This is a genomic window from Nocardia aurantia, from assembly GCF_009604425.1.
Lineage (GTDB): Bacteria > Actinomycetota > Actinomycetes > Mycobacteriales > Mycobacteriaceae > Nocardia > Nocardia aurantia.
Genome location: NZ_WEGI01000022.1, coordinates 1 through 18,177, shown reverse-complemented (window position 1 = coordinate 18,177; position 18,177 = coordinate 1). Strand labels below are relative to the sequence as shown.

15 protein-coding genes and 1 rRNA gene are annotated in these 18,177 nt (G+C 68.6%); 6 read left to right on the top strand and 10 right to left on the bottom strand.

The annotated features are described in order from the left end of the window. The first annotated feature begins 84 nt into the window (after positions 1–84). The gene (locus NRB56_RS36245; RefSeq protein ID WP_153348893.1) at positions 85–2,127 is read left to right on the top strand and encodes an AMP-binding protein; all 2,043 of its coding nucleotides are present in this window, start codon (positions 85–87) and stop codon (positions 2,125–2,127) included. 58 nt (positions 2,128–2,185) lie between these two features. On the opposite strand, the gene glgP is transcribed toward NRB56_RS36245, so the two are convergent. Continuing rightward, the gene (gene glgP / locus NRB56_RS36240; protein WP_153348892.1) at positions 2,186–4,753 is read right to left on the bottom strand and encodes an alpha-glucan family phosphorylase; all 2,568 of its coding nucleotides are present in this window, start codon (positions 4,751–4,753) and stop codon (positions 2,186–2,188) included. A gap of 215 nt (positions 4,754–4,968) precedes the next feature. On the opposite strand from glgP, the gene NRB56_RS36235 reads away from it, so the two are divergent. Continuing rightward, a complete protein-coding gene (locus tag NRB56_RS36235; RefSeq protein WP_153348891.1) occupies positions 4,969–5,343 on the top strand; it encodes a DUF2255 family protein in 375 nt (124 codons plus the stop codon). Positions 5,344–5,353: 10 nt separating this feature from the next. On the opposite strand, the gene NRB56_RS36230 is transcribed toward NRB56_RS36235, so the two are convergent. Next, the gene (locus NRB56_RS36230; protein WP_153348890.1) at positions 5,354–6,112 is read right to left on the bottom strand and encodes a dienelactone hydrolase family protein; all 759 of its coding nucleotides are present in this window, start codon (positions 6,110–6,112) and stop codon (positions 5,354–5,356) included. Positions 6,113–6,260: 148 nt separating this feature from the next. Between NRB56_RS36230 and NRB56_RS36225 the strand changes: the two genes are divergently transcribed. Together NRB56_RS36225 and glgB are read left to right on the top strand one after the other, a co-directional pair. After that, a complete protein-coding gene (locus NRB56_RS36225) occupies positions 6,261–8,261 on the top strand; it encodes an alpha-1,4-glucan--maltose-1-phosphate maltosyltransferase (RefSeq protein WP_319944040.1) in 2,001 nt (666 codons plus the stop codon). Between the two features lie 242 nt (positions 8,262–8,503). After that, on the top strand, positions 8,504–10,657 hold the full coding sequence (gene glgB, locus NRB56_RS36220; RefSeq protein ID WP_153348889.1) for a 1,4-alpha-glucan branching protein GlgB: 2,154 nt from the start codon (positions 8,504–8,506) through the stop codon (positions 10,655–10,657). A gap of 4 nt (positions 10,658–10,661) precedes the next feature. On the opposite strand, the gene NRB56_RS36215 is transcribed toward glgB, so the two are convergent. The 4 genes from NRB56_RS36215 to NRB56_RS36200 form a co-directional block, all read right to left on the bottom strand. Then, positions 10,662–11,000: an SSI family serine proteinase inhibitor gene (locus tag NRB56_RS36215; protein WP_153348888.1), complete on the bottom strand. Its 339-nt coding sequence runs from the start codon at positions 10,998–11,000 to the stop codon at positions 10,662–10,664. A gap of 294 nt (positions 11,001–11,294) precedes the next feature. Beyond that, positions 11,295–12,143: a tetratricopeptide repeat protein gene (locus NRB56_RS36210; RefSeq protein ID WP_153348938.1), complete on the bottom strand. Its 849-nt coding sequence runs from the start codon at positions 12,141–12,143 to the stop codon at positions 11,295–11,297. Between the two features lie 61 nt (positions 12,144–12,204). Beyond that, a complete protein-coding gene (locus NRB56_RS36205; protein WP_153348887.1) occupies positions 12,205–12,558 on the bottom strand; it encodes a DUF3817 domain-containing protein in 354 nt (117 codons plus the stop codon). 122 nt (positions 12,559–12,680) lie between these two features. Next, a complete protein-coding gene (locus tag NRB56_RS36200; protein ID WP_319944039.1) occupies positions 12,681–13,862 on the bottom strand; it encodes an acetyl-CoA C-acetyltransferase in 1,182 nt (393 codons plus the stop codon). 109 nt (positions 13,863–13,971) lie between these two features. On the opposite strand from NRB56_RS36200, the gene mce reads away from it, so the two are divergent. Next, a complete protein-coding gene (mce, locus tag NRB56_RS36195; protein ID WP_319944038.1) occupies positions 13,972–14,451 on the top strand; it encodes a methylmalonyl-CoA epimerase in 480 nt (159 codons plus the stop codon). 88 nt (positions 14,452–14,539) lie between these two features. Next, positions 14,540–15,541 carry a coiled-coil domain-containing protein gene (locus tag NRB56_RS36190; protein WP_153348886.1) on the top strand — a complete coding sequence of 334 codons (1,002 nt, stop codon included), beginning with the start codon at positions 14,540–14,542 and terminating at the stop codon, positions 15,539–15,541. Between the two features lie 91 nt (positions 15,542–15,632). Here the strand turns inward: NRB56_RS36190 and NRB56_RS39545 are convergent, their stop codons facing one another. The 4 genes from NRB56_RS39545 to rrf all read right to left on the bottom strand — a co-directional run bounded on the left by NRB56_RS39545 (position 15,633) and on the right by rrf (position 18,171). Next, entirely contained in the window at positions 15,633–15,938 is a 306-nt protein-coding gene (locus NRB56_RS39545; RefSeq protein WP_227838630.1) for an ATP/GTP-binding protein, read from the bottom strand. A 10-nt stretch (positions 15,939–15,948) separates the two neighbouring features. After that, on the bottom strand, positions 15,949–16,647 hold the full coding sequence (gene nucS / locus NRB56_RS36185; protein ID WP_319944037.1) for an endonuclease NucS: 699 nt from the start codon (positions 16,645–16,647) through the stop codon (positions 15,949–15,951). 52 nt (positions 16,648–16,699) lie between these two features. Next, positions 16,700–17,437 carry a rhomboid-like protein gene (locus NRB56_RS36180; protein ID WP_153348885.1) on the bottom strand — a complete coding sequence of 246 codons (738 nt, stop codon included), beginning with the start codon at positions 17,435–17,437 and terminating at the stop codon, positions 16,700–16,702. Positions 17,438–18,054: 617 nt separating this feature from the next. After that, positions 18,055–18,171 (bottom strand): 5S ribosomal RNA (rrf, locus tag NRB56_RS36175). Positions 18,172–18,177 lie beyond the last annotated feature (6 nt).

The window sequence follows — 18,177 nt, the reverse complement described above, 5'->3', positions numbered from 1 at the left end:
TGACCGGATCCGGTAGCGCCGTTACAAATACGTTATTCCGGCCATCCGCGCCTTCGCGCCCGACCGAGTGAGAAGTGCAAGCTGTTGGTTACCGATATCGTCGACGCGACTGTGGACCTTCCGGTCGCCCGGACCGCCGTGTGGGACCTGCTGCGCGACCCGCAGATCTATCCCCGGATATTTCCCGGGATCGGCACGTGTGAACAACTCGGCGCCGAACCCGACGGCCTCCACCTGCGCTTGCGGGTCGGTGGGGACGCCGCCGACGTCCGCGTCGTCGAGGCCCGGCTGACCTTCGGGCGTGAGCTGGAGAGCCTGGACCTGCGCAGCACCGACGGCGCCTTCGCCGCCGTGCGGCTGCACGACGAGAGCGGCCGCCGCACCCGGGTCACTGTCACCGTCTTCGCCGCTCATCGGGTGCATCCGGCGGCCTCGGCGAACAAGCGCATGGTCACCGAATGGGTGACCGGCGGGCTGCACCGGCTCGCCGATCTGATCCGCGGCACTCCGACCTCGACCGTGGTCAACGGTGAGGACACCCCGCTGCGGCACCAGGCGGAGGTGGCCCGGCAGATGGTCGCCACCGGTGTGGTGCGCACCTACCGGCCCGACCGCGGATTGCGGCAATTGGGGCGGCTGGCCAAATGGGGTTTCACCCTGGCCGGCGGGTACGCGGCGGCCGCGGCGCATTCACCGGACCGGCTCGCGATCATCGACGACCGCGCCGACCGTACCTTCGCCGAGATGCACAGCCGCACGCACGCCTTGGCCGCCGCGCTCGCCGATCTCGGCTACGGGCCCGGCGACACCGTCGGCGTGCTGTCGCGCAACCACGCCGAGATGGTCGAGATCATGGTCGCCGCCGGAAAACTCGGCGTCGACGCGGTCCTGCTCAACACCGGGATGGCGGCCGCGCGGTTCGAGGAGATCGCCGGTAAGCACCGGATGTCGGCCGTCTTCGCCGATCCCGGTCTGGAATGGCTGGTCCGGTATCTACCGCCGGAGATCCCCCGGTTCTGCACCGTCGGCGTGCCGGTGCCCCCCGAGCGGCTCACCGTCGAGGACCTGATCGCCGCCGGCACCGGCGAATTCGAGCGGCCGGAGGCGCCGGGGCGGGAGATCGTGCTCACCTCCGGCACCAGTGGCTCTCCGAAGAGTGCCCGGCGGCCGCAGCCCAAGGGGTTCAGCACGGTCGCGGCGTTGCTCTCGCGAATCCCGTTGCGGATGAACGAGACCATGCTGATCCCGGCGCCACTGTTCCATACCTGGGGCCTGGCCGCGCTGCAGATCAGCACGCCGCTGCGCGCGACCGTCGTGCTGCCCGACCGGTTCGACGCCGAGGACTGCCTGCGGCTGGTCGAGGAGCACAGGGTCAGCAGTTTGATCGTGGTGCCGGTCATGGTGAATCGGATTCTCGATCTGCCGTCGCATGTGCGCGATCGCTACGATCTTTCCGGTTTGCGGGTGGTCGCCAGTTGCGGGGCACCGCTGTCCGAGGCCTCGGTGCTGCGGTTTCTCGACTGCTTCGGCGACATCCTCTACAACGTGTATGGATCGACCGAGGTCTCCTGGGCCACTATCGCGGACCCGGACGATCTGCGGTTGTCGCCGGCGTGCGCGGGGCGGCCACCGCTCGGCACGCGGGTGGCGGTGCTGGGTACGGACCGGCGGCCGGTGCCGGTGGGGGCTACCGGCAACATCTTCGTCGGGAACCACATGCTGTTCGACGGGTACACCGATGCCGACGCTCCCGCCGCGGCCGACGGCATGCTCGACACCGGTGATGTGGGGTATCTGGACGCGGGTGGGCGGCTGTTCGTGGCCGGGCGCAACGACGAGATGATCATCTCGGGTGGGGAGAACGTGTTTCCTCGGCCGGTGGAGGAGGCGCTGGCACACTTGCCTCAGGTCAGCGAGGTTGCGGTGGTGGGGGTGCCGGATCACGAATATGGGGAGCGGTTGGCTGCTTTCGTGGTGGCTCGGGCGGGGGCTCGGCTCGATGCGGATATGGTTCGGGACTACATTCGGCACCGGTTGGGGCGGTTCTCGGTGCCTCGGGACATCACCTTTCTGGACAGCCTTCCGCGTAATGCCACGGGGAAGATCTTGAAACGTACGTTGGCTTGAGAGTGTGGGCTGATCCGGGTCGTACGCTGCGGGAGCGGTGTTTGCCGGGTCGGCGGTGTCAGGGGGTGGCTGCGGCCATCAGGCCCAGTTCGGCCGAGGAGGACAGTAGGGGGTGGCGGGGCAGGACTCGGACGGTGTAGCCCACGGCGCCGGACAGCGGGACCGGGGTTTCGACAGTGAAAATCTCTGTGCCGCTGTCGGTTTCGGTGTGCGACATTTCCACGGTGGTGACGTCGGAGAGGTTGTCGTCGCCGGAGACGCGGCCGAGGACGGCCTGCACCACTACGTCGGCGGGTGACAGGCCGTCGAGGGCTATGCGGGCTCGCAGCCACAGGTCGTTGCCCAGCACCGGGGTGTCCGGTAGACCGGCGCTGTCGACCTGTACGACCTTCACCTGCGGCCATGCCGTTTCGACTCGGCGGCGGTACTCGGCCAGTTCGCGGGCGCCGGTGAAATCGTTCGCGGAGATCTCGCCATAGGCGGCCGCGGCCGGCTGGTAGTAGTCGACGGCGTAGTCGCGGACCATGCGGGACGCCAGCACCTTCGGGCCGAGGGTCTGCAGGGTGTGCCGGACCATCTCCAGCCAGCGCACCGGCAGGTCGGACTGGTCACGATCGTAGAAGCGCGGCAGGACCGACCGTTCCAGCAGGTCGTAGAGCGCGTTCGCTTCCAGGTCGTCGCGGCGGTGATCGTCGCGGACGCCGTCGGCGGTCGGGATGGCCCAGCCGTTCTCGCCGTCGAACATCTCGTCCCACCAGCCGTCGCGGATGGACAGGTTGAGGGCGCCGTTGAGGGCGGCTTTCATGCCGGAGGTGCCGCACGCCTCGAGCGGGCGCAGCGGATTGTTCAGCCACACATCGCAACCCCAGTACAGGTAGCGGGCCATCGACATGTCGTAGTCAGGCAGGAACACGATACGGTTGCGCACGGCCGGATCGTCGGCGAAGCGCACCACCTGCTGGATCAGCGCCTTGCCGCCGTCGTCCGCGGGATGGCTCTTGCCGGCCACCACCAACTGCACGGGCCGCTCCGGATCCAGGAGCAGGGCGCGCAGGCGGTCCGGGTCGCGCAACATCAGGGTCAGCCGCTTGTAGGTGGGGACACGGCGGGCGAAGCCGACGGTGAGCACGCGGGGGTCGAAAGCCTCGTCGATCCAGCCCAATTCGGCGGGAGCGGCGCCGCGTTCGAGCCACGAGGCGCGCAGGCGGCGGCGGATCTCCTCGACGAGGGTGGCGCGCAACGTATTTCGCGTCGACCACAACTCGCGCAGATCGACATCCTGCAACTGTTCCCAGCCGCGGGCCTCCTCCACCAGCTCCGGGCCGACGAATTCCCTTGCCTTGTCGACCCATTCACGCGCGGCCCAGGTGGGGGCGTGCACGCCGTTGGTGACCGACCCGATCGGCACCTCGGCGCTGTCGAAGCCCGGCCACAGCGCCGCGAACATCGCGCGGCTGACCTCGCCGTGCAACCGGGACACTCCGTTGGCCCGCTGGGCCAGCCGCAGGCCGAGGTGGGCCATGTTGAACACCGACGGATCGGCCTCCCGGCCCAGCGCCAGGATCCGATCGACGGAAACGCCCGGCAGGGCCGAGGATTCGCGTTCACCGTGCGAGCCGCCGAAGTACCGGCGCACCAGCGCGGCGGCGAACCGGTCGATGCCGGCGGGCACCGGAGTATGGGTGGTGAAGACCGTGCCGGCCCGCACCGCCGTCAGCGCCGCGTCGAAATCCATTCCGGTGGTCATGAATTCGCGGATCCGTTCGATGCCGAGGAATCCGGCGTGGCCCTCGTTCATATGGAAGACGTCGGGATCGGGCAGCCCGTGCGCCCGGGTGAAGGCCCGCACCGCGCGCACCCCGCCGATGCCGGCCAGGATCTCCTGCTTGATCCGGTGGTCCTGGTCGCCGCCGTAGAGGCGGTCGGTGACCGCGCGCAGCTCGGAATCGTTCTCGGCGATATCGGAATCCAGCAGCAGCAACGGAATCCGGCCCACCTGCGCGATCCACACCCGCGCCCGCAGCACCCGGCCCTCGGACATCGGCACGTGGACCAGCACCGGCGCGCCCGATTCGGTGAGCAACCGCAACGGCAGACCCTGCGGATCCAGCGCCGGATAGTGCTCCACCTGCCAGCCGTCGGCGGTCAGCGACTGCCGGAAATAGCCCGAGCGATACAGCAATCCGATGCCGATGAGCGGAAGCCCCAAGTCGGAGGCGGCCTTCAGATGGTCGCCGGCCAGGATCCCCAGGCCGCCCGAGTAATTCGGCAGCACCTCGGTGACGCCGAATTCCATCGAGAAGTAGGCGATGGCGCGCGGCCCCGACGCCTGCCGGCCGAACCAGCGCGGCCTGGTCAGATAGTCCTGCAGATCGGCGGCCGCGGCGTCGACCGCCGACGTGTAGGCCTCGTCACCGGCGAGTTCGTCGAGCCGGGCGGCGGGCACCTCGCCGAGCATGCGGACCGGATCGTGACCGACCCGGGACCAGAGCTCCCGATCCAGCTCCGCGAACAGGTCCTGCGTGGGGGTGTGCCACGACCAGCGAAGGTTGGTGGCGAGCTCGGCCAGCGCAGCCAATCGTTGCGGCAGATGGGCGCGGACGGTGAATCTACGCAGAGCCTTCATCTGCCGAACCCTACACGTCAGCGCAGGCTACGCGCCGGTTCAGCGGCCGGTCACACACCGGATCGACACCGGTCCGCAGCCCCGGCCGACCGGACCCCCGCAGCGGCGTCGGCGTACTTCTGCCACACTCGCAGAAGGGACCCGATCGGGGTTCCGGCACGGTACCGACGACGGATACGGAGACCCGCGGCAGACCGAACAGGACGGAGGCACTCATGACCGCATGGACCACCGACGAACTCACCCGCCTCGACCACGAGGACGAATTCGAGATCTCCTCCCGGCGTTCCGACGGCTCGCTGAGCAGCCCCAGGGTCATCTGGGCCGTCCGCGACGGCGACGCCGTCTACGTCCGCTCGGTCAACGGGCCGACCGCGATCTGGTACCGCGGCACCCGTAAACAGCACGAAGGCCACCTCAGCACCGACGGAGTCGAGCGTGATGTGACCTTCGTGGACGCCGGCCCGGACGTGAACGACCGGATCGACGCCGCCTACCGCAACAAATACCGCCGCTACGCGGCGAACATCATCGACTCCATCACCGGCCCCCAGGCGTCCGCCACCACCATGCAGCTGATCCCCCGCTAGCCGTCGGCCGTCATCCCAACGTGCGGCCGAACAGGGCCAGCAGTTCGGTGTAGTGCCGTTCGGCGCCCTCCTCCTGGTAGACGGAGGTGTCGGGCATCGTGTAACCGTGCGACGCCCCGGGATAGACCTCGGCGCGGTAGCGCACCCCGGCCTGGTCCAGCGCCTTGTCGAGCCGCTCGATCTGTTCCGGCGGCATCGACTGGTCCCCGTCGGCGTGACCGAAGTACAGCTCCGCGGTCACGTTGTCGGCGACCAGATGCGGGCTGTGCGGATCGTCGGTGGCCAGCCGGCCGCCGTGGAAGCCGGCGGCGGCCGCGACCCGATCCGGGTAGGTGCCCGCGGTGAGCAGCGCCAGCCGGGCGCCCATGCAGTACCCGGTCAGGCCGACCGGGCCGTCGGTGGCCCGCGGATCGTCGGCGAGCCACTGCAGGTAGGCACCGGCATCGCGCATGGCGAGTTCGGCGGTCAGGCTCTGCATGATCGGGCCGATCTTCGCGAACGTGCCGGTGCGATCGCCGTGATCGATGAAGTCGGGCAGGTCGACGACCGGCGCGCGGCCGTGCCGGTAGAACACGTTGGGAACCAGCACGGTGTAACCGCCGGCGGCGAGCCGATCCGCCATCTCCCGGGTCGCGGGCCGCAGCCCGAACGCGTCGACGAACAGGATCACGCCGGGGTGCGCGGCGCCGTCGTCCGGATGGGCCAGGTACGCGTCCGCGACCCCGTCGGGAGTCCGGATGTCGACCGAATCGCCTTGTACAGCCGTCATTGGGAAAACCTCCATGCCGTCGATCGATCCGGGGCAACCGTTCCGCCTCGGTGCGAGCGAGGCAACCCTCGCACATTCGCACACACCGAAACCTGGCAGCGTCACCCTCGACATCCGATCGTGTCCGATTTCTCGGTAGGGTTGTGCAGTGACCGGTCGCATCGCCATCGATGACACCTCCCCCGCCATCCCCGGTGGCCGCCCGGCGAAGGCGGTGGTGGGCGAGATCTTCCCCGTCCGGACCGTCGTGTGGCGCGAAGGGCACGACGCGGTGGCCGCCAACCTCGCCGTGCGCGGCCCGGGCAGCGGCCGCATCCAGCGCATCCGGATGACGCCCGATTACGAGCCGGACGTGTTCAACGCCACCTTCACCCCCGATCGCCCGGGTCTGTGGACCTTCCGCGTCGAGGGCTGGAGCGATCCGCTGGCCACCTGGCGCTCGGCGGTGGAAGCCAAACTCGCCGTCGGCCAGAACGCCGCCGACCTGGCCAACGATCTGGAGATCGGCGCCCGCCTGCTGGAACGCGCCGCCCAGGCGGTCCCGAAACAGCAGTGGCAGCGCCTGCGCGCCGCGGCCGCCGCCCTGCGCGGCGACGGGCAGCTACCGGCCCGCGTGGCGCCCGCGTTCAGCACCGAGGTCACCGAGATCCTGCGCGACCACCCCGTCCGGGAGATGGTGACCCGCGGCCCGCAGTACACCGTGCTGGTGCAGCGCCGGCGCGCCCTGTACGGCGCCTGGTACGAGTTCTTCCCCCGCTCCACCGGCGGCTGGGACGCCGCGGGCAATCCGGTCCACGGCAGTTTCGTCACCGCCGCGAAGGAGCTGCCGCGCATCGCCGCGATGGGCTTCGACGTGGTGTACCTGCCGCCGATCCACCCGATCGGCGCGGTGAATCGCAAGGGCCCCAACAACTCCCTGACCGCCGAGCCCGGCGACGTGGGCTCGCCGTGGGCGATCGGCTCCGCCGAGGGCGGCCACGACGCCATCCACCCGCAACTCGGCACCGCCGAGGACTTCACCGAATTCGTCGACACCGCAAGGCAACTCGGACTCGAGGTCGCCCTCGATCTGGCATTGCAGTGCGCCCCCGACCATCCGTGGGTCACCTCCCACCCGGAGTGGTTCACCACCCTGCCCGACGGCACCATCGCCTACGCGGAGAATCCGCCGAAGAAGTACCAGGACATCTACCCGATCAATTTCGACACCGATCCCGACGGCCTCTACGCCGAGGTGCTGCGCGTGGTCCGGCACTGGATCTCGTTGGGCGTCACCATCTTCCGCGTCGACAACCCGCACACCAAACCCGCGGACTTCTGGGAGTGGCTGATCGCCGCGGTGCGCAACACGGACCCGGACGTGCTGTTCCTCTCCGAGGCGTTCACCCGCCCGGCCCGGCTCTACGGCCTGGCCCGCCGCGGATTCGCCCAGTCCTACACGTATTTCACGTGGCGCACCGGCAAACACGAACTCGCCGAGTTCGGCCGCGAACTGGCCGCCAAGGCCGACGAGGCGCGCCCCAACCTGTTCGTCAACACCCCCGACATCCTGCACGAGAGCCTGCAGCACGGCGGCCCCGGCATGTTCGCCATCCGCGCCGTCCTGGCCGCGACCCTGGCCCCCACCTGGGGCGTCTACTCCGGCTTCGAACTGTTCGAACACCAGGCGGTACGCCCCGGCAGCGAGGAATACCTGGACTCCGAGAAGTACCAGCTGCGCCCCCGCCGCTTCGCCGAGGCCGCCGCGCACGGCGAATCCCTGGAACCCTGGCTGACCCGCCTCAACGAGATCCGCCGCGCCCACCCGGCCCTGCAACAGTTGCGCTGCATCGCCTTCCACGACACCGACAACGACGCCCTGCTCGCCTACTCCAAGGTGTGCCCCGCCAGCGGCGACGCGGTCCTGGTGGTGGTGAACCTGAACCCGTACGGCACCGAGGACGGCATGATCTCCGTCGACCTCCCCGCGATCGGCCGCGAATGGCATGACCACCCGGTCGTCCACGACGAGGTCTCCGGCGACGAATACCATTGGGCCCAAACCAATTACATCCGCCTCGACCCCGCGAGATCGGTAGCCCACATCCTGTCCCTTCCCCCGGTCCCGTCCCCCGCCCGCACCGAACTCTCCTACCGCCGCACCTTCTGAGCACAAGCCGTGACGGCGGAGCTACAGCGCCCCGGTATGGCTTGAGCAGCAACACCTTTCGTAATCGGCAGCGGCGGGCGCGGACCCGTTCCGAGCACCCCGAGCCGAGAACGGAACGGTCGTCCGGCCGGACACGCCCAGACGTGACCCCGCAGTCACCCACTCGAACGGTCGAACGGCGATCTTGTGGGTAAGTTATGAGAAATCACTGCCGTCGGCGGCCCGAACCGGAGGGAGCGCGGATGAATCGCCGCGATCTGATGTTGCTAGCAGCCGGGACGCACGCGGATCCGCACACCGTGCTCGGTGCCCATCCGCATCCCGAGGGCACCGTCGTGCGCGCCCTGCGGCCGCACGCGGACGGCGTCTGCGCGCGCGTCGGCGGCGAGGAGTATCCGCTGAAACACGTCGCGCACGGGGTGTTCGAGGGCGTGATCCCGCACCCGGACCTGTGGGACTACCGGCTGCTGGTGTCCTATCCGGGCGGTCAGACGGTGCTCGACGCCGACGGGTACCGGTTCCTGCCGAGCATCGGCGACCTCGACCTGCACCTGATGGGTGAGGGCCGGCACGAACGGCTGTGGGAGGTGCTGGGCGCCCATCCGCGCAGCTACACAACGCTCGACGGCGAGGTCACCGGCACGTCGTTCGCGGTGTGGGCGCCCAATGCCCGCGGCGTGGCGGTCATCGGGGACTTCGACGCCTGGAGCGGGCAGTCGGCGCCGATGCGGAAACTCGGCGACTCCGGCATCTGGGAGCTGTTCGTCCCCGGCGTGACACCGGGGACGAAGTACAAGTACCGCGTCCACGGCGCCGACGGCCGCACCGCCGACCACGCCGATCCGTTCGCCTTCGCCACGGAGATACCGCCGGCCACCGCGTCGGTGGTCACCGAGAGCCACTACGAATGGCACGACGAGGCGTGGCTGACCACCCGGGCGCAGACCGACCCGACCCGCGCCCCGATGAGCATCTACGAGGTACACCTGGGCTCGTGGCGCCCCGGCCTCGGCTACCGGGAGCTGGCCGATCAACTCGCCGAGTACGTCCTCGACCACGGGTACACGCACGTGGAGTTGCTACCGGTCGCGGAGCACCCGTTCGGCGGATCCTGGGGCTACCAGGTCACCTCCTACTACGCGCCCACCGCGCGCTTCGGCGGGCCGGACGACTTCCGGGCCCTTGTCGACCGCCTGCACACCGCCGGCATCGGGGTCGTCCTCGATTGGGTGCCGGCCCACTTCCCGCGCGACGAATGGGCCCTCGCGCGATTCGACGGCACCCCGCTCTACGAGCATCCCGACCCACGTCGCGGCGAGCAATTGGATTGGGGCACCTACGTTTTCGACTTCGGCCGGTTCGAGGTGCGCAACTTCCTGGTCGCCAACGCGCTGTACTGGATCGAGGAGTTCCACATCGACGGGCTGCGGGTCGACGCCGTCGCCTCGATGCTCTACCTGGACTACTCCCGCCCCGCCGGCGGCTGGGAGCCCAACGTGCACGGCGGCCGGGAGAATCTGGAGGCCGTCGCGTTCCTGCAGGAGATGAACGCGACCGTGCACAAACACCACCCCGGCGTGGTCACCGTCGCGGAGGAGTCCACCACCTGGCCCGGCGTCACCCGCCCGACCGAGGTCGGCGGCCTCGGCTTCACCATGAAGTGGAACATGGGCTGGATGCACGACACCCTCGGCTATTTCGGCCGCGACCAGGTGCATCGCAGCTGGCACCACAACGAGATCACCTTCTCCACGGTGTACGCGTGGAGCGAGAACTACGTGCTGCCGATCAGTCACGACGAGGTCGTACACGGCAAGGGCACGCTGTGGACCCGGATGCCCGGCGACGACTACACCAAAGCCTGCGGGGTGCGGACCCTGCTGGCCTACATGTGGGCGCACCCGGGCAAACAGTTGCTGTTCATGGGTCAGGAGTTCGGTCAGTTCCGGGAGTGGTCACACGATCGCGGGCTGGACTGGGACGAGCTGGGCAACCCGTTGCATCGCGGCATCCTCACCCTGGTCGGCGACCTGAACGCCGCTTACCGCACCCATTCGGCGCTGTGGTCGCAGGACACCTCGCCCGGTGGCTACTCCTGGATCGAGGCCGACGACCGCGGCAACAACGTCCTCGCGTTCCTGCGGCACGGCAGCGACGGTTCGGCGGTCGCCTGCGTGTTCAACTTCTCCGGGTCCGAACATCGCGACTACCGCATCGGGCTGCCCACCACCGGCCGCTGGCGGGAGATCCTCAACACCGACGCGCTGGCGTACGCCGGCAGCGGCACCGGAAATCTCGGCGGTGTGGCGGCGACCGGTCAGCACTGGCACGGCCGGCCCGCCTCGGCCGCGATCACGCTGGCGCCCAACAGCGCCGTCTGGCTCGCGGCGGAGTGATCGGTCAGAACTGCCAGGGCGCCGGCAGGTCCGGCACCACGCACCCGTAGGTGCGATGGGCGCTGACCGGCCGGCCGTTCAGCGTCCCGATCACGTGCAACGACACCGGGTGGTACCGGATGCAGTGCACGTCCGGGTTCTCCTCGGGCAGCACGAGGTCGCCGTCGGCCGCCAGGTATCGGCACGCGGCGGCGATGTTGGGATGCGAACCGCTGTCCGGGTCACATCCCAGGGTCACCGTCCGCACCGGATGGTCGGGTTCGTCCCGGGTGAAGGTGAGGTCGGTGAGTCGATCCTGGGCCGCCGCACCCCCTGCGGGCACCGCCATCAGCGCAGCCGCCATCACACCAACCGACCACACGACCGCCGATGTCCTGCGCACAGCTACCGCCTTCCATACACCCGATCCCGGCACGGCACCCCGATACGCACGGATCCGGCCGTGCCGAATCAGACTGCCAGATTCCGAGTCGAGCGGCTACGACCCGACATCGAAATGCGCGTCGAGCCCCGCGGACACCCGCACCACGGGTCGGACATCGCAGGCACCGGCCCCCCGAAGCCGGTCCGCTGTCCCCGGGCTCGGCGCGACCGGATCCGGGGAGCGGTGGCGGCCCGGAGCTCGGGGCCTTCCGCCTCAGTACAGCGCGCTGGCCAACCGGCGGCGAGCGGCCACCACCACGGGCTCCCCGGTGTCGAACAGTTCGAACAGCTCCACCAGCCGGGAACGAACCCGATTACGGTCGTCGCCCGCGGTCCGCTTGATCAGCGCGATGAGGCGATCGAAAGCCTCCTCGGGCAGCTGGTTGAACAGTTCCATGTCGGCGGCGGCGAACGCGGCCTCGATATCGTCCGGGGCGGCGTCGGCGCGCGCGATCGCGTCGTCGGGCAGGCCCTGAGCGCGGTCGAAGAACCGCACCTGACGCAGCGCGGACCGAGCCTCGACGTTGCCCGGCTCCTCGGCCAGGATCTTCTCGTAGGCCGCCTCGGCGCCGGGGATGTCACCGCGCTCGAGCGCCTCCTCCGCGGCCACGAAACGCGGATCCTCGGGAGCCTCTTCCTCCGGCGCCTCGCCGTCCGCACTCTGCAGCCGGCCGCGCACGGCCTCGACCACAGCGGCCAGCCACTGCTTCACCTGCGGTTCCGGTTGCGCGCCTTGGAAATCCGCGAGCGGCTGACCCGCCGCGACGGCGATGACGGTCGGGATGCCCTGTACCCCGAACGCCTGCGCGATCCGCATGTTGGCCTCGGCCTCGACCGTGGCCAGATCCCAGCTGCCGTCGCCCTCGGCGACGAGCCGCTCCAGCAGCTTCACCAATTCCACGCTGCCCGGACTGCGCTGGGAGTACAGGGCGACGACCACCGGCACCTGCAGCGAGCGCCGCAGCACCTGGGTCTCGAAATCGGCCTCGGTAACCGCGTGGCCCCGCGGCACATCCGTGGCGGCGGGCTGCTTCAGAGCAGACAGATCCACCGCACCGGACATGGCAGCGGCAGCGGCAGGCGAGGGACGACGTGCAGCAGGTCGAGTCACGATCTCCAGTGTGTCACGCCTGCGCCGCGGCAGGCGCCGGGGCTTGGCTCGAGTCACCCAGTTGCCCGGAGCGGATGGCCCAGCGCTCGAACCAGATCGAGGTGAACGGCACCACCGAGGACAACAGTCCCAGCAGCACGGTCCGGCCCGGCCATTCGAACTCGCGCCACGCGAGCAGCACGCTGAACAGATAGATCACGAAGACGATGCCGTGCAGCATCCCGAACACCATCACCGGCCAGGTGATCGGGTCCGGCAGTCGTTTCAGCACCGAACCGGTCAGCAACAGCACCCACGACACCGCTTCCAGCGTGCCGAACAGCCGCACCCGCGTCGCGGCGGTGCGCACATCGAAGAATTCGCCCATGCGCTCCATTCTGCCCAACCGCTACGACGGTCCGTAGTTGACCTGCGTCACAGGGTCCCGGAAACGACGACACCCCGCCCGGTACCCGCGGAAACGGGCCGGGCGGGGTGTCGTCAGGAGGACTATCGGACGCGGAGGATCAGCGCGTCGCCCTGACCGCCACCGCCACACAGCGCCGCCGCGCCGACGCCGCCACCGCGACGCTTCAACTCCAGGGCCAGGTGCAGCACGATGCGAGCGCCGGACATGCCCAGCGGGTGCCCGATCGCGATCGCACCGCCGTTGACGTTCACCTTGTCGTCGGGCAGGCCGAGCTTGCGGGCCGAGGCGACACCGACGGCGGCGAACGCCTCGTTGATCTCCACGACGTCCAGATCCGAAGGCGAGATACCCTCGCGCTCACAGGCTTTCACGATGGCGTTGGCCGGCTGGTCCTGCAGGGTGGAGTCGGGGCCCGCCACCGCGCCGGCGGCGCCGATCTCGGCGATCCAGCTCAGCCCGAGCTCCTGCGCCTTCTCCTTGCTCATCACGACCACCGCGGCGGCGCCGTCGGAGATCTGCGACGCCGAGCCCGCCGTGACGGTGCCGTCCTTCCGGAACGCCGGCCGCAGCTTGCCGAGCGACTCCACGGTGGTGTCGGGACGGATGCCCTCGTCGCTGGTGAACGGAATCGGGTCACCCTTGCGCTGCGGCACCGGAACCGGCACGACCTCGTCGTCGAACAGGCCGTTCTTCCACGCGGCCGCGGCGCGCTGATGCGAGGCGGCGGCGAAGGCGTCCTGGTCCGCGCGCGCGATCTTGTCCAGATCGTTACGTTCCTCGGTCAGCAGGCCCATCGCCTGGTCGGTCAGCACGTCGTGCAGGCCGTCGTAGTTCATGTGGTCGTGCAGGGTGACGTCACCGAGCTTGACACCCTCGCGGCCCTTCAACAGCAGGTGCGGGGCCCGGGACATCGACTCCTGGCCACCGGCCACCACGATCTCGAACTCGCCGGCGCGGATCAGCTGGTCGGCCAGCGAGATGGCGTTGATGCCGGACAGGCACACCTTGTTCGGGCTGATCGCCGGCACGCTCATCGGGATACCGGCGGCCACCGCGGCCTGACGAGCGGGCAGCTGGCCGGTACCGGCCTGCAGCACCTGACCCATGATCACGTAATCGACCTGGTCGGGCCGGACGCCGGCCTTCTCGAGCGCCGCCTTGATGGCGATCCCGCCCAGAGCAGAGCCGCTGAAATCCTTCAGGCCACCGAGCAGTTTGCCGACCGGGGTCCTGGCGCCGGAGACGATGACTGTTGTGGTCACGAGGGGCCTCGCTTCGTTGTTCCGAGTAGAGCTGGTGACGGAAACGTCGTTCTCACGGTAACCCGGCCGACCATTCGGCCTCCACGCAGGTGGAGTTACCGTCATAAGGGTGAGCACCACAGATTCTTCCGAGACCAGCCAGTTCATCCCGGCCGACTACGTGATCGCCGTCGACCATGTCGGCATCGCGGTGCCGGATCTCGACACCGCCGTCGCCTGGTACAGCGAGAACCTCGGCATGGTGGAAACCCATCGTGAGGTCAACGAGACCCAGGGCGTGCACGAGGCGATGCTGTCGCTGCCCGCCGCCGGCGACGACTCGACTGCTGTGCAGTTGCTGGCGCCGTTGAACGAGAACTCGACGATTGCCAAGTTCATCGACCGCAACGGCCCTGGTATCCAGCAATTCGCCTATCGCGTCACCGATGTGGAGGCCGTAGCAACCTATTTGCGCAGTCGTGGCCTGCGCCTGTTGTACGACGTTCCGAAGGGCGGTACCGCAGGGGCGCGGATCAACTTCTTACACCCGAAGGATGCTGGCGGTGTGCTCATCGAGCTCATCGAACCGGCCGCCAATCCTACTCACTAGTACCCCTGGTCCGACCGTGGAAAGTTGTTCGTAACGACATTCGCGGTCGGGTCACCATGGCCGGTCGGCAGGCTGTAGTTTGTTCGGCATGTCGTCCACTGAGCCCGATCGCAACCGCTTCGTCGCGTTGCCCTTTACCGTTGTTCGTAAAGGGTACGACCGCGACGAAGTGCGCAATTACTTCGACCGATTCGATGCCGAACTAAGAGTTACGGCAACCGACCGCGATGCCGCTGCCGCGCAGGCCCGTAACCTGGCCGCGCAGCTCGAGGACGCGCGCGACGAAATCGACGAGCTGCGCAAGGAGGTCGATCGTCTGTCCGTACCGCCGACCACGGCGGAGGGCATGAGCGATCGCATCTCGCGCATGCTGCGGCTGGCCTCCGACGAGGCCTCCGAGGTCCGCGCCCAGGCGCAGGCCGAGGCCGCCGAGATGATCTCCATCGCGGAGCAGCAGGCCACCGAGATGCGCGGCAAGTACGAGTCGCTGCTGTCGGAGACCAAGGAGAAGCGCGAGGCGCTCGAGGTCGAGTTCGAGCAGACCCTCGCCAACGCGCGCAACGAGTCTCAGAAGATCAACGAGGCTGCCAAGGCCGAGGCCGACCGGATCACCAAGGAGGCCGAGGCCAAGCGCAAGGCCGCGCAGCAGGACTTCGAGGTCACCATGGCCGAGCGTCGCACCAAGCTGACGCGCGCCATGGAGGAGCTCGAGGCGTCCAGCCGCAGCGATGCCGCGCAGCGCATCAAGGAAGCCACCGACGAGTCCAACCGGCTCGTCTCCACCGCCACCCAGCAGGCCGATCGCAAGATCGCGCACGCCAAGGAACTGGCGGAGGAGATGCGGGTGCTGCGTGGCCGCGTCCTGGCGCAGCTGCTGGGCATCCGTGGCCAGCTCGACTCGGTGCCGGCCATGCTCGCAGCCGTCAACCGGGAGAGCGAGCTGCTCGACGGGTCCTCCGAGACGCGCTCGCTGAACAGTGGCTCCCCCAAGCCCGCCCAGAGCCGTCAGCAGAAGGCGATCCCGGAGGCTGCCAGCGACGAGGACGACATCCTCGACGACCACCGCCAGAACGTTGACATCTCGGGCTAGCAGACTCCCGAACACCGCCGGGCGACACGATTGACCGACCGCTGGAAGGCCGCCCCCTACCGGGACGGCCTTCCGGGCGTGTCGGGATCCTTCAGGACCAGCGCCGGGTGATGGAGCGTGTGTTCCGGCCACGCCAGCACCCGGTGTGCCAGTGCCGGCGATCGTCCTCGCCGCCGTATACCGCCCACGCGACGATGTGCGCGGTCCCGGGTGGGATCTCGTGGTCGCACCCCGGGCATCGGTATGTCTTCACCGCACGCGCACCCGGTACGGTCCGGACCGCGTAGTCCTCACCGTCCGGCCCGGTTTCCTTGCGGCCGAACACATCACCCATCGGACGCGGTTCCGAGGAGAACCGCGCTGAGGGCTGCTGTGGGCGCGGCTTCCGGCGGGGCATGCTTTCGAGCTTAGAACAAGCGGAAATCGGTGCTCTGCATGCCGCGGAGGGCATCGTAATCGAGCGTCAGGCAACGGATTCCGCGGTCCTCCGCCAGCGTCCGCGCCTGCGGCTTGATCAACTGGGCCGCGAAGACCCCGGCCACCGGTGTCAGCAGCGGATCGCGATTGAGCAACTCCAGGTAGCGGGTCAGCTGCTCCACGCCGTCGATCTCCCCGCGGCGCTTGATCTCCACCGCCACCGTCGCACCGCGATCGTCGCGGCACAGGATGTCGACCGGGCCGATCGCCGTCATGTACTCGCGGGAGATCAGTTCGTAGCCGGCCCCCAGGGTCTCGATGTGCTCGGCGAGCAGCACCTGCAGGTGCGCCTCCACGCCGTCCTTCTGCAGGCCCGGATCCACGCCGAGTTCGAAGGCCGAATCGTGCTCGATGTTCTCGATGGTGATCTGCAACTGCTCACCACCCTTGTTGGTGACGATCCATCGAGTCGGCGGCTTCTCGGTAGCGCCGGATTCACCGCCGGCATCGACCTCCTCCTTCAGCCAGCACGGCGGACTCATCCAGTTCAGCGGTTTGTACGAACCGCCGTCGGAATGGATGAGAACGGAACCGTCGGCTTTGATCATGATCAAACGGCGGGCCATCGGGAGATGAGCGGTGAGCCGTCCGGCATAGTCGACCTGGCACGTAGCGATGACTAAACGCACGCGTGAAACTCTAGGCCAATAGACGATGAAATTGATATCCGGCAGGCCAATTTCATCCGACCAGGAGCAGATATCCGAGAAGTGCGCCGGTTCCGAGAAGTCCGGATTCCGGCCAGCTGAGCCGGCGCAGAGCGTCGAGCCGGCCGCTGCGGATCCACCAGAAACCCGCGGCCAGCCCGATGGCCACGGCGAGCAGATGCCCGACATTCGTGAAGGTCCGTCCCATGACGACCCCCGCGACCGCCACGGCGACCCAGCAGATCGCCCAGGTGGGCCGCCAGCGGGACGGGAGCAGCGCGATGAAGGCCCCGATGAGGGCCATGGCGCCGTAGCTGATACCGACGTCCTCGGCCTGGCTGATGCTCCACGGCAGCCACTCGGCCTCGACGGCCACCCACAGGCCGATCGCCACCAGCAGGGTCGCGCCGATATGGCCGGCGACGAAGACTCGCAACAGGCGCCGCGAGCCGAATCTCAGCTCGGCCAGGGCCAGCACGCAGCCGAGCAGCGGAATGATCATGAGGGCGGCATTGCTGTCGCCGATGACGAACGCGCTCGACAGCAGCGTTCCGATGCGGCCGTGCAACAGGTTGTGCAGGTTGGTGCTGGCGTGCAGGACCACGCGGGACTGGTCGACGTCGCTGAGCTCGGAAACGAGCACGGTGACGGCCACCAGCAGAGCGGCATAGGTATACGTGACCGGGAGGAAGAACCGTCGCCAGCGCGGGACTGCCACCACGCCGCTCTCCAGCGATGCTCGCTGGACGGGTGCTTCTTCGAGCACGACCATGAGCACTCCTTCCCCATCACTGTCCGATCACGCCGGACCTACACTTCCATGATCCACAAAACGGCTTTCGAGGGGCTGGTTGTTCCTCGAGAGGACTCTGAGAAGTGCGCAAACCCCCGGGTCGCCGCCTGTTGTGGGTGAGGCATACCACTCCGGTGGCCATCGAAACCGCCGCCGATCCCGGAGCAGCCCGCACAGCCTGCGCAGATAGCGGCAAGCCATGACCTGTGGTGCACTGGCGATCGCAGGCGGCGCGTGAACGGTGCAATCGTGCCGGTTCGGATCGTGCCAGGCGCGCAATCGGCCTCGAGGCGAAGGCGCCGACGGGCAGCCGCCGGCACTCGATAAATCACAGTGAGCCCGCGGATACGGCCCCTGATGAACTGCGTTGTGGCAGTAGATCCTCGGAGAATTGCACTGTGGACGCGAAAGATGGTTCCCGGCCGCGATGCGCTGGGAGCCGTCGGTACAGGTAACGGCCGCCGGCACGTGTGCCGGCGGCCGTTCGTGTCTCCTCGTGGAACGAGTGAAGGAGACCCATCACTGGGTCCCCCTCGTCTACACGTGAAACGCCGTGAGGGGGACCCGATCTCGGGTCCCCCTCACGGGAATGTATGTTCCGGCGGTGTCCTACTCTCCCACACCCTGGCGAGTGCAGTACCATCGGCGCTGGCAGGCTTAGCTTCCGGGTTCGGAATGGGACCGGGCGTTTCCCCACCGCTATAACCGCCGTAACTCTA

Bases quoted from the DNA above. Each gene is read 5' to 3' on its own strand.
- NRB56_RS36190 (WP_153348886.1), top strand. From the start codon at position 14,540: ATGTCGTCCACTGAGCCCGATCGCAACCGCTTCGTCGCGTTGCCCTTT.
- NRB56_RS36180 (WP_153348885.1), bottom strand. From the start codon at position 17,437: ATGGTCGTGCTCGAAGAAGCACCCGTCCAGCGAGCATCGCTGGAGAGC.
- NRB56_RS36230 (WP_153348890.1), bottom strand. From the start codon at position 6,112: ATGACGGCTGTACAAGGCGATTCGGTCGACATCCGGACTCCCGACGGG.
- NRB56_RS39545 (WP_227838630.1), bottom strand. From the start codon at position 15,938: ATGCCCCGCCGGAAGCCGCGCCCACAGCAGCCCTCAGCGCGGTTCTCC.
- NRB56_RS36215 (WP_153348888.1), bottom strand. From the start codon at position 11,000: ATGGCGGCTGCGCTGATGGCGGTGCCCGCAGGGGGTGCGGCGGCCCAG.
- NRB56_RS36210 (WP_153348938.1), bottom strand. From the start codon at position 12,143: ATGTCCGGTGCGGTGGATCTGTCTGCTCTGAAGCAGCCCGCCGCCACG.
- NRB56_RS36205 (WP_153348887.1), bottom strand. From the start codon at position 12,558: ATGGGCGAATTCTTCGATGTGCGCACCGCCGCGACGCGGGTGCGGCTG.
- glgP (WP_153348892.1), bottom strand. From the start codon at position 4,753: ATGAAGGCTCTGCGTAGATTCACCGTCCGCGCCCATCTGCCGCAACGA.
- glgB (WP_153348889.1), top strand. From the start codon at position 8,504: ATGAATCGCCGCGATCTGATGTTGCTAGCAGCCGGGACGCACGCGGAT.
- NRB56_RS36235 (WP_153348891.1), top strand. From the start codon at position 4,969: ATGACCGCATGGACCACCGACGAACTCACCCGCCTCGACCACGAGGAC.